Source organism: Sphingopyxis solisilvae (assembly GCF_015475875.1).
In the GTDB taxonomy this organism is placed as follows: Bacteria; Pseudomonadota; Alphaproteobacteria; order Sphingomonadales; family Sphingomonadaceae; genus Sphingopyxis; species Sphingopyxis solisilvae.
In genome coordinates this window covers 23509-38201 of record NZ_JADKYM010000001.1, presented here as the reverse complement: position 1 = coordinate 38201, position 14693 = coordinate 23509, and the positions used below count along the sequence as shown (strand labels likewise).

The 14693-nt window shown below is 64.6% G+C and carries 13 protein-coding genes; 8 read left to right on the top strand and 5 right to left on the bottom strand.

Annotated elements, in window-relative coordinates:
* Positions 1-62 precede the first annotated feature (62 nt).
* Genes IR187_RS00155 through IR187_RS00145 form a run of 3 tightly spaced genes read left to right on the top strand, consistent with a single transcriptional unit; the run spans position 63 to position 2866 of the window.
* A complete protein-coding gene (locus IR187_RS00155; RefSeq protein WP_194952659.1) occupies positions 63-1271 on the top strand; it encodes a saccharopine dehydrogenase family protein in 1209 nt (402 codons plus the stop codon).
* A gap of 55 nt (positions 1272-1326) precedes the next feature.
* The gene (locus IR187_RS00150) at positions 1327-1680 is read left to right on the top strand and encodes a DMT family protein (RefSeq protein WP_194953012.1); all 354 of its coding nucleotides are present in this window, start codon (positions 1327-1329) and stop codon (positions 1678-1680) included.
* A 13-nt stretch (positions 1681-1693) separates the two neighbouring features.
* Positions 1694-2866, top strand: coding sequence for a carboxynorspermidine decarboxylase (locus tag IR187_RS00145; protein WP_194952657.1), 1173 nt, complete (start codon positions 1694-1696; stop codon positions 2864-2866).
* 87 nt (positions 2867-2953) lie between these two features.
* Here IR187_RS00145 and IR187_RS00140 read toward each other — a convergent pair whose 3' ends face one another.
* Positions 2954-4606 carry an FAD-dependent oxidoreductase gene (locus tag IR187_RS00140; protein ID WP_324187618.1) on the bottom strand — a complete coding sequence of 551 codons (1653 nt, stop codon included), beginning with the start codon at positions 4604-4606 and terminating at the stop codon, positions 2954-2956.
* A 355-nt stretch (positions 4607-4961) separates the two neighbouring features.
* Between IR187_RS00140 and IR187_RS00135 the strand changes: the two genes are divergently transcribed.
* Positions 4962-6155, top strand: a complete 1194-nt coding sequence (locus IR187_RS00135) for a type III PLP-dependent enzyme (RefSeq protein WP_194952654.1) — start codon at positions 4962-4964, stop codon at positions 6153-6155.
* Between the two features lie 22 nt (positions 6156-6177).
* Here IR187_RS00135 and IR187_RS00130 read toward each other — a convergent pair whose 3' ends face one another.
* Both IR187_RS00130 and IR187_RS00125 read right to left on the bottom strand, forming a co-directional pair.
* Entirely contained in the window at positions 6178-7209 is a 1032-nt protein-coding gene (locus IR187_RS00130) for an NAD(P)-binding domain-containing protein (protein ID WP_194952653.1), read from the bottom strand.
* Complete coding sequence (locus IR187_RS00125) at positions 7206-8195, bottom strand: TauD/TfdA family dioxygenase (protein WP_194952652.1); 990 nt, start codon at positions 8193-8195, stop codon at positions 7206-7208. Before IR187_RS00125 ends, IR187_RS00130 begins: the two co-directional genes overlap by 4 nt.
* 175 nt (positions 8196-8370) lie before the next feature.
* Here IR187_RS00125 and IR187_RS00120 point away from each other — a divergent pair, with 175 nt between their 5' ends.
* The 4 genes from IR187_RS00120 (at position 8371) to IR187_RS00105 (ending at position 11847) form a co-directional block, all read left to right on the top strand.
* Entirely contained in the window at positions 8371-9501 is a 1131-nt protein-coding gene (locus tag IR187_RS00120; protein ID WP_194952651.1) for a helix-turn-helix transcriptional regulator, read from the top strand.
* 247 nt (positions 9502-9748) lie between these two features.
* The gene (locus IR187_RS00115) at positions 9749-10903 is read left to right on the top strand and encodes a CaiB/BaiF CoA transferase family protein (RefSeq protein WP_228765420.1); all 1155 of its coding nucleotides are present in this window, start codon (positions 9749-9751) and stop codon (positions 10901-10903) included.
* A gap of 65 nt (positions 10904-10968) precedes the next feature.
* The gene (locus IR187_RS00110) at positions 10969-11400 is read left to right on the top strand and encodes an MAPEG family protein (protein WP_194952649.1); all 432 of its coding nucleotides are present in this window, start codon (positions 10969-10971) and stop codon (positions 11398-11400) included.
* Between the two features lie 12 nt (positions 11401-11412).
* Positions 11413-11847: an MAPEG family protein gene (locus tag IR187_RS00105; protein WP_194952648.1), complete on the top strand. Its 435-nt coding sequence runs from the start codon at positions 11413-11415 to the stop codon at positions 11845-11847.
* A gap of 139 nt (positions 11848-11986) precedes the next feature.
* Here the strand turns inward: IR187_RS00105 and IR187_RS00100 are convergent, their stop codons facing one another.
* Positions 11987-13186 carry a class I SAM-dependent RNA methyltransferase gene (locus IR187_RS00100; protein ID WP_194952646.1) on the bottom strand — a complete coding sequence of 400 codons (1200 nt, stop codon included), beginning with the start codon at positions 13184-13186 and terminating at the stop codon, positions 11987-11989.
* A gap of 1 nt (position 13187) precedes the next feature.
* Positions 13188-14555 carry an NAD(P)H-hydrate dehydratase gene (locus IR187_RS00095; protein WP_194952644.1) on the bottom strand — a complete coding sequence of 456 codons (1368 nt, stop codon included), beginning with the start codon at positions 14553-14555 and terminating at the stop codon, positions 13188-13190.
* Positions 14556-14693: the final 138 nt, after the last annotated feature.

Sequence of the window (14693 nt, the reverse complement as noted above, 5' to 3'; positions counted from 1 at the left end):
GCTTCGTCCTATAGGGCCGGGCATACAAGACAAGCCGCATAGCTAGGCGCAGGAGATTTTCGATGAGCAAGGTTCTGGTGATCGGCGCAGGCGGCGTCGGCTCGGTCGCGGTGCACAAGATGGCGATGAACGCGGACATCTTTCCGGACATTACGTTGGCCAGCCGCCGCAAGTTCAAATGCGATGCGGTCGCCGAGTCGGTCAAGGCGCGCACCGGCGTGACGATCAAGACCGCCGAGGTCGACGCCGACCATATCGACGCGACCGCAGCGCTGATCCGCGAGATCGGCGCGACGCATGTGGTCAACCTTGCGCTGCCCTATCAGGATCTGACGATCATGGAGGCGTGCCTGTCGACCGGCGCGCATTATATGGACACCGCCAACTACGAACCGCGCGACGAGGCGAAGTTCGAATATCATTGGCAATGGGCGTATCACGACCGCTTCAAGGATGCGGGGCTGATGGCTTTGCTCGGTTCGGGCTTCGACCCCGGCGTGACGAGCGTGTTCACGACCTGGCTCAAGAAACATCATTTCGACCGGATCGACACGCTCGACATCCTCGACTGCAACGGTGGCGATCATGGCCAGCATTTCGCGACCAACTTCAATCCCGAAATCAACATCCGCGAAGTCACCGCGGTCGCGCGCCACTGGGAAAATGGCGACTGGGTCGAAACCCCGCCGATGTCGGTCAAGCAGACATTCGACTTCGAAGCGGTCGGCGAAAAGACGATGTACCTCATGTACCATGAGGAAATCGAAAGCCTGAAAACGCACCTCCCCGAAATCCAGCGCATCCGCTTCTGGATGACCTTTGGCGAGGCCTATATCACCCACCTCAACGTGCTGCAGAATGTCGGCATGACGCGCATCGACCCGGTGATCTATGAAGGTCGCGAGATCATTCCGCTGCAATTCCTCAAAGCCGTTCTCCCCGAACCCTCGAGCCTGGGCGAGACGACGAAGGGCAAGACCAACATCGGCGTCATCGCGACCGGGCTGGGCAAGGACGGCAAGGAAAAGACGCTCTATCTCTACAATATCTGCGACCATGAAGACGCTTATGCCGAAACCGGCAATCAGGCGGTGAGTTACACGACCGGCGTCCCCGCGATGATCGGCGCCGCGATGATGGTGACGAACACGTGGAGCGGCGACGGGGTGTTCAACATGGAACAGATGGATCCCGATCCGTTCATGGAGATGCTGAACCAGCACGGCCTGCCGTGGCAGGTGAAGGAATTGGACGCACCGCTGGATTTCTAAACGAACTGCGCCCCTGCGAAAGCAGGGGTACAGGAGCCTGTGATTGGAAGCAGCCATGACCGCCTATCTCGCCCCGATCGGGCTGCTGATCATCTCCAACATCTTCATGACCTTCGCTTGGTACGGCCACCTCGGCGATATGTCGCGGCCGCTGTGGCTCGCGGTGCTGATTGCGTGGGGTATCGCCTTTTTCGAATATTGCCTCGCGGTCCCCGCCAACCGCATCGGTTACGGCGTTTACACCGCCGCCGAACTCAAAACCTTGCAGGAAGTCATCACCCTCGTCATATTCGCGGGGTTCGCGGTCTTCTGGCTCGGTGAGAAGCTGACCGTGAACCATCTCGTCGGCTTTGTCCTGATTGCGGCGGGGGCTTTCTTCATCTTCAAGGGGCCGATTGCGGTCGCATAGGAACCGATAACCCATGGAAACCCGTGCCGGCGATCCGGGAGCTTTCACAAGCTTCGACCTCAGCCGCGTCCCCTCGCCCGCCTTTGTCGTCGATGCGGCAAAGGTCCGCGCCAATCTGTCGGTGCTCCGCCATATCGGCGACGCGTCGGGTGCACGCGTGCTCGCGGCGCTCAAAGCGTTTTCGATGTGGTCACTCGGCCCGACGGTCGCCGAATATCTCGACGGCGTTTGCGCGTCCGGCCTGTACGAAGCCAAGCTGGGCCGCGCCGAATATGGCGGTGAAGTCGCGACCTATTGCGCGGGGTATAAGGAAGCCGACCTGCCCGAAATCGCGGCGCTGTCCGATCATCTGATCTTCAACTCGCCCGGGCAGATCGCCCGCTTCCGCCCGTTGCTCGACCAATTGCGCACGCAGGGCGTGGCCTTCGACATCGGCCTGCGCATCAACCCGATGCACAGCGAGGGTGAGGTCGCCAAATATGATCCTGCCGCGCCGTGCAGCCGCCTTGGCTTTCCGGTCACCCAGTTGCTGCCCGACCATATGGAGGGCATCGACGGCATCCACATGCACAGCCTGTGCGAACAGGATTTCCCGCCGCTGGCCCGCACCTGGGACGCCGTCCAGCCGATGCTGCGGCCCTTTTTCGGCCAGCTCAAATGGATCAACTTCGGCGGCGGCCACCATGTCACCCGCGCCGATTATCAGGTCGACGACCTGATCGCCTTCCTGAAACAGGTCCGCGCCGCAACCGACTGCGACGTGATGATCGAACCCGGCGAAGCGATCGCGCTCGACGCGGGTATCCTTGTCGGCGAGATCCTTGATCTGTTCGACAATGGCATGCCCATCGGCATCACCGACATTTCGGCGACCTGCCACATGCCCGACGTGATCGAGGCACCCTATCGTCCCGCGATGCTGGGCGAGGGCGACGAAGGCATGCCGGTGCGCCTCGGCGGCCCGTCCTGCCTCGCGGGCGACGTCATCGGCGATTACCGTGTCCCCGGCGGTGCGCGCATCGGCCAGCGCTTCGCGTTCCTCGACCAGGCGCATTATTCAATGGTGAAGACCAATACGTTCAACGGTGTCCCGCTGCCGTCGATCTGGTTGTGGGACAGCGAAACCGACGAGCTCAAACTCATCCGCGAGTTCGGCTATGAGGATTTCAAGACGCGGCTGAGTTGATCCGTTTCCGTCATCCCGGCGAAGGCCGGGATCTCGCCGGTGCGTCGTTGAGCGAGGTCGAAATCCCGGCCTTCGCCGGGATGACCACTAAAATTCGGCGGAGCCAATCTCCGCCAGCGCCGCGTGAATATCGCTGACCACCACCGACCCCTCGCCCACCGACGACGCCACGCGCTTGACCGATCCCTTGCGCACGTCCCCGACCGCATAGATCCGCGGCCAGCTGGTTTCATAGCGGCTCGGCATACGGTTCAGCGACCAGCCCGCCTTGACCAGCTCGACCGGCGCTATGTCGGCACCGGTCTTCACAAACCCGCGTTCATCGCACACCATTTCCTTCGGCAGCCAGCCCGTATTCGGACGGGCGCCGAGAAACAGGAACAGGAACCGGCAGTCGCAACCGCTCTCTGCCCCCGTCTCACGGCAGCGATAAGTAATCCCGTCGAGCCACCCGTCCCCCGCGTCGGCGCCGTGCAGCGCGACGACGTCGGTCATCGCGTGCAGCTCGATGTTCGGATGCTCCTCGAGCCGCTTGACCAGATATTCGGACATCGTCTCGCGCAACGACGCGCGGCGAAAAATGACATGCACCTTGCGCGCCGCATTGGCGAGGTAGATCGCCCCCTGCCCCGCTGAATTGCCCGCGCCGACGACCGTGACCTCGGCATTGCCGCACAGTTGTGCCTCCATCGGGGTGGCGCCATAAAAGATGCCGCGGCCTTCGTAGTGCTCGATGTCGTCGATCGGCAGCCGCTGATATTGCGCGCCGCTCGCGATCACCACCGCGCGGCTGCGCAGCTTGCGGCCATCGGCAAGCTTCAGGCAATAGGCCTCACCATCGCGGTCAATCGCCGCGCCGCGCACCGGCGCCACCAGCCGCGCGCCGAATTTCTGCGCCTGCACCGTCGCGCGCCGCGCCAGCTCGTTGCCCGAAATGCCGGTCGGAAAGCCAAGATAATTTTCGATCTTTGACGATGTCCCCGCCTGCCCGCCCGGCGCCAGCGCGTCGATCGCAATCACGGTCAGCCCTTCAGACGCGGCATAGACAGCCGCCGCTAGCCCGCCGGGACCGCTGCCAACGACAATGACATCCGCGGTCGCCCCGTCGGGCAGCAGGTCGAGCCCCAGCGCGGCCGCAAGCTGCTCCGGGGTCGGCTGAACCAGCACGTCGGCGGCGCCAAGTATCACCGCGGGCAACTGCTCGGCGATCAAGTCGCGCTCAGTCATCAGATGCCCCGCAACCGGGCCATCGGCGGGATCGAACCATCGATGCGCGACGCCATGCTTGGTCAGCAGGTCACGCATGGCGTAAACGCTGCGGTCCATCGCCGCGCCGATCACGATGATCGCCGCAAAACCGCGGCTGTTGCTGAACTCGCGCCGCGCCGCGAAAATTCGGACGAAGATGTCCGAAAAATGCGAATTGCCCGCGATCAGCCGCTGGAAATCCGCATGGGCGATCCGCAAGATTTCGCCATCGATCCCCATTTCGACCCGCGACAAATGCCGCTGTCCCGTCAGCACCGACAAATCACCCGCAAACTGCCCGCGCTCCATCCACCCGACGCGCTTTGGCCCGTCATCGGTCGAGGCAAAGATGTCGGTGTGCCCCGACAGGGTGACGATGCAATCGGGCGCCATCGTCCCCTCTGCAACGAGCAATTCGCCAGCGCGATGCGATTCGACGGTACCAAAAGCGCGCAGTTCGTCGAGCTCTGCGCCGCTAAACGTATGATTCACATCGGCGGGTGAGACCATTGGTTGCCAGCTTCCCTTCCTCGTCATCCCGGCGAAGGCCGGGATCTCAACGTCGCGTCAGTATGCACCGGCAAGACCCCGGCCTTCGCCGGGGTGACGAAACAAAATGGAGTTCAACCATAACGCGGGACCACCAGCTTGTCTCGATTTTGCCCCGTTCGGCGCACTACGGCCCCGCTTCGCCCTTTGTGTTACCGCACTATTACAAAATTGCGCGATAGGGACTTTACAGGGGGGACCCCCCTCCATATATGCGCTCTCCGCTGCCCCAGGGGGACTTCCAATAACCGCAAGGCAGCCTTGTCGTTTACCGTTACACTTTTGGGGGTCCCTTGCATTGCACCAGCATCATAGCGCCCACGGGCTGATTCAGGCACTTTCGCCGGTCGAACCCGTCACGCTCGTCCGCCCGCACGCCGCGCGGCGCGCAGCGCGTTTCTTCATCGACCGGTTTCCCGGCACGACCATGTATGCGGTCAAGGCAAATCCGTCCGCCGACCTGCTGCGCGTACTGTGGGATTCGGGCATCACCCATTATGACGTCGCCTCGATCGCCGAGGTCCGGCTGGTGTCGCGCACCCTGCCGCAGGCGACCCTCTGCTTCATGCATCCGGTGAAGGCCGAGGAAGCGATTTCCGAAGCCTATTGGAAGCATGGCGTGCGCACCTTCTCGCTCGACACGATGGACGAGCTGGAAAAGATCGTCCGTGCCACCGAAGGCGCCGCCGACCTCAACCTGCTCGTGCGTCTGCGCGTCTCGTCCGACCACAGCAAGCTCAGCCTCGCCGCCAAATTCGGTGCCGAAGCCGACGAAGTGGCCGAACTGCTGATGGCCACGCGGCAGGCCGCCGACGCGCTTGGCATCTGTTTCCACGTCGGCAGCCAGGCAATGACCCCGCACGCCTATGCCCAGGCGATGGAGCGTGTCCGCGCCGCGATTGTCGCCGCGTCGGTCACCGTCGACATCATCGATGTCGGGGGGGGCTTTCCGTCGTCCTATCCGGGCATGGAGCCGCCGCCGCTCGACGCCTATTTCGACACCATCCACCGCAGCTTCGAAAGCCTGCCGATCAGCTATTCGGCCGAACTCTGGTGCGAACCGGGCCGCGCGCTGTCCGCCGAATACAGCTCGCTGATCGTCCGCGTCGAAAAGCGCCGCGGCGAGGAGCTATACATCAACGACGGTGCCTATGGCGCATTGTTCGACGCCGCGCATGTCGGCTGGCGCTTCCCGGTATCGCTGCAACGCGATGTCGAAAGCGATGCCGAGCTGGTGCCGTTCAGCTTTTATGGCCCGACCTGCGACGACCTTGACCATATGGCCGGTCCCTTCTTCCTGCCGGCCGACATCAAGGCGGGCGATTTCATCGAAATCGGGATGCTCGGTGCTTATGGTTGCGCGATGCGGACCAAGTTCAACGGCTTCGGCGCCGACGAAACGCATGTCGTCAGCGACGAACCGATGACCAGCCTCTACACCGGCGAAGTCGAACAGGAACGCCGCAGCGCAACGGTGACCAAGCTGTTCTGATCACCGCCGCGCGGCAATTGGATCACATCGCGGCGATACGGGGGATGACGTAATCGGCGTCGCGCCCGACGCCGCGCAGCGTCGCCGATGCAAAGCCGTTCTGTCCCGAGAGTCCCACGAAGCCGAGCCCGCGGACGCTGGTCGACACCCCACGCCGATGCAGCGGCTGCCCCTGCGCGTCGAGCGCGCCCGATGGGCGGAGAAAGTCCATCGCGTGACGGAAGCCTGTGGCGAAAATGACCTGGTCGATCCGCTCGGTCGTGCCGTCGGGCCACACGACACCGTCGGCGGTAAAGGCACGGAACATCTTTCGCGTTGTGGGGCGATTGGCGCGCAACGCAGCCTTGTAGCGGCCATCGTCGACGATGGGGACGCCATGGTCCGAAAACAGGTTCAGGCCGTTGAGGCGCAGCTTGTCGAACCACCAGTGAATATCGCGGCCCAGCACCCGCTGCGGCAGAAAGCGCAGCTTGTCTCGGACGGCCAAGGTCACGTCGGCATGATCCGCCAGCTCGACGGCAATCTGCACCGCTGAATTTCCGGCGCCGACCACGATGATCCGCTGGCCCAGATGGGCATCCGGATTGCGGTACTCCGATGAATGGGCGATGCGGCCCCGATATTCGGCTTGCCCGGCGATCTGCGGCAGGTTCGGCGCGCCAAAGGCGCCCGACGCGACGATCAGCTTTTGCGCGCGGATCGCCGTTCCGCCTTCGGGCATCAACACAAACCCATCGGGATCGCGGGTGACCGACGATATGCGCGTCGCCAGTTTCAAAGGAAAGGCGAAATGGTCGCGATACCGCTGCAGATAGTCGACGACATCGTCGCGCGTCGGATAGGCGTCGGGCGCGCCCTGCATCGGAAATTCCGGCAATGACGAGTAGCGCACCGGCGAAAACAGCTCGAGACTGTCGTAGTAATGGCGCCACGAGCCGCCGACAGCCTGCTCGGCATCGACGATCAAGAAGTCGGCACCCGCGCGTTGCAAACGACGTGCTGCCGCCAGCCCCGCCTGTCCGGCCCCGATCACCACAAACTGATGATCGATCATCCGTTGGTCTCTTTGGCAAAACCATGCCGCAACCGGTCATCGCCGTCGGCAAATTCCGGAACGTTCAGCCACAGCCGGAGCAAATGCCGTTTTTCCTCGGCTGAGTCCCAATCCTCATAATCTGTGCGCGCATGCAGTACGACCGAGTTTTTGAGGAACTGCATGTCGCCTTCCTGAAAATTCATGTCGAGCGCCATGCCCGGTTCAAAGGGCAGCCATTCGAGCAGGTCGAGCAGGCTCTGCTCGTCGTCGCTCAGCGCCGCAATCTCCGGGAAATCCTCGGCGGCATTACGGATATACCAGGTCAGCAACATCATCCGGAAAATCCCGCTATCGCGGCTGACGATCGGATAGCGAAAGGTCTTCGGGCCATCCGGTCCCAGCTGTCCGTGCGCGTGATGATGAAATTCCCGCTCCATCAGCGGCACTAGCTCGGGTCGCCGCGCGACGACCTGATTATACACCTCGACCGACGAGCAGATGCGGCTGACCCCGCCCGCCCGCGCGCCGCGCAGGCAGAGCAGCCCGATGATGTCGGCACCGTCGGTGTGAAAGGCCAGTTCGGCGCGCGTCTTGTACAGCCGGACATTGTGGTCGCTGGCCGGCGCACCGGTGTCGCGAATATCGACCAGCATCTCGCCCGCCGGATTCTGCGCGGTCGGCTGGCCGAGATGCAAGCCGATCAGCCAATAGGCCGCCGCCGCAACCTCCCGCCCGATGCGCCGGACCGGAAGCCCGCGGATCAGCACCATGCCATGCCCGCTATCGATCCGCGCGCGCCAGTCGTCCAGCGCCGCCTCCAACCCGGTCATCGGATAATCTTCACGCGCCAGTTCGCCCAGCGGCACGCCCGCCGCGACCGCCGATTGCGCCGCCGTCACGATCGTCCGTATTTCGGCTTCGTTCGGCAGATAGAGCCACTGCTCTGGCCGGTCTTGCAAAGCCTCGCCGCGCCAGGGCGCAGGCGACGTCACCATCGAAACCATTTCGCTTCCTTCCGGTACTTTTCCGCGCAGGCGGTTCATCCGCCATGCCCGATTTGATTCTATATTTCCGGAATTATCGAATTATAAGCGGTCGTCAATTCTTATTTCGATAGTTGTCGAAACATTTCACCGTCCGACGACGGTACATTTTCCCGCAACCACACTTGCAAAAAAGGTGCCGGCACTGGAAAGTCGCCGCGACGTCGCAACAACCGGGGGCGGAATGCAGGACGATCTGATCGACCGTATCTATGAATGCTCGGTCGTGCCCGAGGCGTGGCCGGCGGTGCTCGATGATGTCGCGGCGCTGTCCGGAGCGGTCGGCGGTCTGCTATTCTCCGCACGCAAGGCGCTGAATTGGACGGCATCGGAACGGGTCGCCGACGTGTTTGCCGAATATGTCAACGACGGCTGGTTCGGAAAATGCAGCCGCCGCGTCTGCCTGATGAGCCAGGACGCGCCGTCCTTCTTCGTAGAGCATGATTTCTGGAGCGACGCGGAAATCGACGCCGACCCCGTTTATCGCGATTTCTTTCGCCCGCGCGGCCTGGGCTGGTCGGCGGGGACCGGGCTGCAGGTGCCGACCGGCGACAATATCGTGTTCAGCGTCGAACGCCCCTTTGCCGACGGCCCCGTCGATCCCGATAGTGTTGCGCGGCTGAACATGATCCGGCCCCACCTTGCACGCAGCGCGCTGGTCAGCGCCCGTCTCCAGCACAAGCGGGCGCAGGGCGCGACCGAGGCGTTGACCGCCCTCCAGCTCCCCGCCTTTCTGCTCAAGGCGACGGGCGAGGTTACCGAAACCAGCCCGCTCGCCGCCGACCTCAGCGATCATGTTGTTCATGGCGCGCACGGACGCCTGCGCCTGCGCGATGGCAAGGCAGACCAGATCTTGACCGACGCGATCGCTGCGCTCGATCAGGATGCCGGCGACAGGGTTCGCTCCTTTCCAGTGCGCGGCGACGACGGCCTGCCTGGACTCGTCGCGCATGTCATTCCCGTCCGGCGCGGCGCGCATGACGTGTTCGGCGACAGCTTCGCGCTGCTGCTGCTCATCCCCGTCGCGTCGGATCGCGCGCCGAGCGCGACCTTGATGAAATCGCTGTTCGACCTGACGCCCGCCGAGGCGCGCATCGCGCGCGGCATTGCCGCGGGCGAAACGCCCGAGGCGCTCGCGACCGAAGGCGATGTTGCGATCAGCACGGTACGGACCCAGCTGCGCCGCGTGCTGGAAAAGACCGGGTGTGCGCGGCAGGCCGATCTCGCCGCGCTGCTGGCGCGCATTGGCGCAAACGCACCTACCTGATCGAGCGCGAGCGCGCGTCCGTCCTTCAAATGGAGGATGCGGTGCGCCGCCGAATCGGCTTTGATCCCGTCACTGGCGGCGTTTCTGCGACCCACATGCCCGTCAGTCGGCGGCGTCCTTGCACCCGTTGCCATCGCAACGGATGCCGGGGCGTCGCCGATCGCCGCGCGACCCACCACATCTCCTCTTCCGTTTCATATCGAAATCATTCTATCCTTGCCGAACCACAAGGAGGGAGAGACGCGCCTTGCTGTCCGGCATCCGAATCATCGACCTGACCACCGTCATCTTCGGCCCCTATGCGACGCAGATGCTCGCCGATCTGGGGGCCGAGGTCATCAAGGTCGAGACACCGGGCACGGGCGACATTTCGCGTTATCTGGGCAGCGGGGTTCCCGACCCGACGATGGGGTCGATCCACCTGACGGTGAACCGCGGCAAACGCTCGATCGCGCTCGACCTCAAAAAGCCCGAAGACGCGGCGGTGCTCCGCAACCTGGTCGCCACCGCCGACGTATTTTTTCACAATGTCCGCGGCAAGGCGATCGCCAAGCTGGGGTTCGACTATGCCGGGTGCAAGGCGATCAAGGACGACATCATCTACGTCCATGGCACCGGGTTCGGGCAGGACGGCCCCTATGCCGATTTGCAGGCGTATGACGATGTGATCCAGGCGGCGACCGGCACCACCAGCCTGCTCCCACGCGTCGATGGCGACCCGCGCCCGCGCTATTTCCCGTCGCTGATCGCCGACAAGATTGCGGGCCAGTTTGGCGCGCAGGCGATTCTCGTCGCGCTGATCCACAAGCTGCGCACCGGCGAGGGGCAGGCGGTCGAGGTGCCGATGTTCGAATGTTTCGCATCTTTCATGTTGACCGAACATCTGCGCGACGCGGCGCTCGACCCCCCACTCGGCCCCGCGGGCTATCCGCGCCAGCTCGATCCGACGCGCCAGCCCTTTCCGACGAGCGACGGCTATCTGGCGATCGTCCCCTATACCGCCGAATCGACGGCGCGGCTGATGGCGCTCCTCGGCAGCGAAGGACTGACCCAAACCCCCGAATTCGAGGCGGCGAAAGCGAAGGGCGAGCACATGCCGATCGTTTACCGCGAGATCGCGCGCAAGACCCCGGCCAAGACCACCGCCGAATGGCTGGCGCTGTTCGCTGCGAACGACATCCCCGCGATGGCCGCGCGCGATTTGCAGGACATCAAGGACGACCCGCATTTCGTCGCCACCGGCTTTTTCCGTCCCCGCGTCCACCCCGACATCGGCGCGTTCCACGAAATACAGCCGCCGGTGAAATATGGCGCGTCGCCCCCCGGCGACTTGGGTTTTGCGCCAAGGGTCGATGGCGACGGCGCGGCGATCCGCGCCGAACTGGCGGCACGGCAGGGCTGAATTTCCGCGATTGCTTTGCTGTGCGCGCGCCCTAGCATCGCGCTTATTCTGGAAGGGGGAACGACATGCCTGAAAACCTGCTCGCGCCGGGCGCCGTACTCGCGCTGTGGACACTCATCATGCTCGGCTGGGCCGCGGTCACGCGATTTCAGGCGTTCGGCAAGGTCGGCCTCGACCTCAAGACTGCACCCCCGGGTGGACGCGGGGTCGATCTGGAAGGTGTTTTGCCGCCGCTTACCAACTGGAAATCGCACAATTATACACATCTGCTCGAACAGCCGACGCTGTTCTACGCGGTGATCATCTTTCTGCATCTGTCGGGCGGCAGCACCGACCTGACACGCGGGCTGGCGTGGGCCTACGTCGTGCTGCGGGTCATCCACAGCCTGTACCAAGCGACCGTGAACCGCGTTCCGGTGCGCTTCGCGATTTTTGCGCTGGCGACATTCTGTCTGATCGCGTTGGCGTTGCTGGCGGTGATCGCCACTTTGGGTTGAGGGGGAAGATATATGGATACGAACGATATTCTTGGGCCGGTCGCCACGCTCGCGCTGTGGTCGATGATCATGTGGGTGTGGATGTACGCGACTCGCATTCCCGCCATGCAACGCGCTAAGATCGACGCCGCCAAGATGGTCGGCGGCACCGGCAAGGGGCTCGACGACGTGCTGCCCGCCGAAGTGCAGTGGAAGGCGCATAATTATAACCATCTGATGGAACAACCGACGGTGTTCTACGCGGTCGCCATTGCGCTGGCGGTCGGCGGCATGGGCGGCGGGCTGAACGCCCAGCTTGCCTGGGCCTATGTGGTCTTGCGGATCGTTCACAGCCTGATCCAGGTGACGGTCAACCGCGTGATGTGGCGGTTCCTGGTGTTCGCGCTGGCCAGCCTCGCGCTGCTCGCGCTGTGCGTGCATGCGTTCATGGGGTTTGTGTTGAACTGAAGCCCTTACGCCCTCCCCTTCAGGGGAGGGCAGCGAGACTTGCGAACTTGTTCGTTAGTCGCAGCGGGTGGGGGTCCGACGCCTTGCGCAAGGCTGATGGCCCCACCCCATCCCCTCCTCTGAAGGGGAGGGGCTTCTGCTACCGGCTGAACCGTCCGGCCAATTCGACATGCGTCGACCAGCGGAACTGCCCGACCGGCTGCACCCAATCGAGCGTGTAACCACCCGCGACCAGCAGCTTCGCATCGCGCGCAAAGCTGGCGGGATTGCAACTGACATAAGCGATCACCGGGACCGCCGACGCCGCCAGTTGCACCACCTGCTCCTCCGCCCCCGCGCGCGGCGGATCGAGAATGACCGCGCCAAATCGGTTCAGCTCCGCGGCGATCAGCGGGCGGCGGAACAGGTCGCGATGCTCGGTCGCGACCAGCGCCCCGGTGCGGTTCGCGGCGGCAGTCAGCGCCGCGATCGCATCGCGCGCCCCCTCGGCGGCATAAACTTTGCGCCCCTTCTGGATCGACAGTGCAAATGTCCCGACCCCGGCGAACAAATCGGCCACGGCAGGGGCATCGCCGATCGCGTTCGTCACAGCCTCGACCAGCGCCGCCTGCCCCGCCGCGGTGGCTTGCAGAAAGGCAAAGGTCGGCACTTCGACCATTACCTCGCCGAACCCCACCGTCGGCGGTTCAGGCTGCCACAGGGTTTCCAGGCCATAGCCCTGATCGACGGCAAAGCGCGACAGCCGATGCACGCCCGCGAAGTCCTGCAACGCCATGGCCGCGTCAAGCCCCTCTGCCTTGACCCCCTCCAGTAACACCTCGACCCCCTGATCGAGCATCTGGAGCTTGACCTTCACCGGCCGCCTTGGCTGCGCAATCTCGGTCAACAGCTCGCGCAGCGGCGCGATCAGCGCGAACAATTCGGGCAGCAGCAGCGGGCACTGCTGCATGTCGACGATCTGGTTGCTCTGCGCGGCGTTGAAGCCGATCGCGACCTGCCTGCCGGTACGCAGCGCGGTCAGCGCCGCGCGGCGTCGGCTCTGCGGCGGCGACAGCAGCGCGGGCAGCACGTTGCCCGCGGCAACATCCTGCGCCGCCAGGGCGCCAACCACCCGGTGGCGCACGAAATCGGCGAGCGCGCCTTCGGCGACATGCTGCAACTCGCACCCGCCGCATTTGCCGAAATGGCGGCACAGCGGTTCGGCGCGGTTCGGTCCCGGGATGATGATCCCGTCGCCCCGCACCCTGTCGCCCGGCACACCGCCCGCAACATGGCGGCCATCGGCCGTGACGCCGTCGCCGCGCGCGGCAATGCGGGTAATCAAAGCGGTTTCGGTCACATCAGGCTTTCATACGATCGTCGGCAACCAGATCGTCGGCGACAAGGCCGGGGCCGATAGCCTTTGCGCGCGCAATATGCCACCCCACCGCGGCAACCGCGGCGTCGAAAGGATCACCGCCGCGCGCCAGCATCGCGCCGCACGCCCCCGCCAGCACATCGCCCGTCCCCGCCGTCGCGAGCCATGGGCTACCCGGCCACCCCGCAGCGACCCGGCCATTGGGCGCGGCAATGACGGTGTCGGCGCCCTTATAGACGACGACCGCCCCAGTTCGCACTGCCGCCGCCTTGGCGCGGTCGATCTTGCTCCCGTAAAGCTCGGGAAAGGTGCGCGCGAACTCGCCTTCATGCGGGGTCAGAATCGCGCGGCACGGCGTTTCGCACAAGCGCGGTAGGGCTGCGGCGATTGCGGCCGCATCGAGCACCAGCGGCTTGCCCGAATCGAGCGCTGCCTCGACGTCGAACAGCAACTCGTCGCTGGCGGGAAAGCCCGGCCCGATCACCACCGCACCGACCCGCGGATCGCTCAGCCTTTCGCCGAAGCGCGCATCGCTTTCGGTGATGATCGCCGACAGCGGAGCGCGTTCGCTGCCTTCCAGCACGACATAGCCCGCCCCCGCGCGCAGCGCCGCTGCCGCCGCCAGCCCCGCCGCGCCGGGCATCGGCCCGGCAAAGACCAGCACCATCCCGCGGTCGAATTTATGCGCCGCCGCGGCGGGTGTTGCGACCGTCGGGCTCGGCAGCGTCCGCATCGTTGCCTGCGCAGCGATCCCGATCGGCGCGAGCAGCACGCTGCCGCACGCGGCGGCGGTCGGCAGCAGCACATGCGCGGGCTTCAATGCGCCCAGCGCCAGCGTGACATCGGCTGGCAGCGGCGGCATCCAGCCGGCATTGCCGTCGCTCTCCACGCCGCTAGGCATATCGACGGCCAGCACGCGGCGACCGCTAAACCGACGCAGCGTAGCGGCCATTCCATCGTCCAGCGGCCGCGACAACCCGACCCCGAACAGCGCATCCACAATCACCGGAGCGGGCGCCAGCGCCTCGGTGATCGGTTCGACGGCACCCTGCCACCCCGCGCGCGCCGCCGTCGCCAGATCAGTTGCCGGTTCGGCCAACGCCGCCACGCGCACCGCCGCACCCCGCGCCGCCAGTATCCGCGCCGCCACATAGCCATCGCCGCCATTGTTGCCGGGGCCACACAGGATCAGCACCGGCGCGCCCGCCGCCATGCGCCATGCGGTGTCCGCCACCGCCGCCCCCGCGCGCTCCATCAATTCGGACAGCGACGTCCCTTGCGCCGCACACGCCGCCTCGGCTTCGCGCATCGCGGCGCTGGTCAGGATCGGGGCGTCGGCGGGGATGAGCATGGCGCTAGACTAGCACGGTTGACCGAAAAGTCGCGATGGAAGCTCCCGCCATTATATCTCGTCATTGCGAGCGCAGCGAAGCAATCCAGAGAGGCATGAACTGCTCTGGATTGCTTCGCTGCGCTCGCAATGACGAGT

Bases quoted from the DNA above. Each gene is read 5' to 3' on its own strand.
- IR187_RS00125 (WP_194952652.1), bottom strand. From the start codon at position 8,195: ATGGTTTCGATGGTGACGTCGCCTGCGCCCTGGCGCGGCGAGGCTTTG.
- IR187_RS00130 (WP_194952653.1), bottom strand. From the start codon at position 7,209: ATGATCGATCATCAGTTTGTGGTGATCGGGGCCGGACAGGCGGGGCTG.
- IR187_RS00145 (WP_194952657.1), top strand. From the start codon at position 1,694: ATGGAAACCCGTGCCGGCGATCCGGGAGCTTTCACAAGCTTCGACCTC.
- IR187_RS00105 (WP_194952648.1), top strand. From the start codon at position 11,413: ATGGATACGAACGATATTCTTGGGCCGGTCGCCACGCTCGCGCTGTGG.
- IR187_RS00110 (WP_194952649.1), top strand. From the start codon at position 10,969: ATGCCTGAAAACCTGCTCGCGCCGGGCGCCGTACTCGCGCTGTGGACA.
- IR187_RS00095 (WP_194952644.1), bottom strand. From the start codon at position 14,555: ATGCTCATCCCCGCCGACGCCCCGATCCTGACCAGCGCCGCGATGCGC.
- IR187_RS00155 (WP_194952659.1), top strand. From the start codon at position 63: ATGAGCAAGGTTCTGGTGATCGGCGCAGGCGGCGTCGGCTCGGTCGCG.
- IR187_RS00150 (WP_194953012.1), top strand. From the start codon at position 1,327: ATGACCGCCTATCTCGCCCCGATCGGGCTGCTGATCATCTCCAACATC.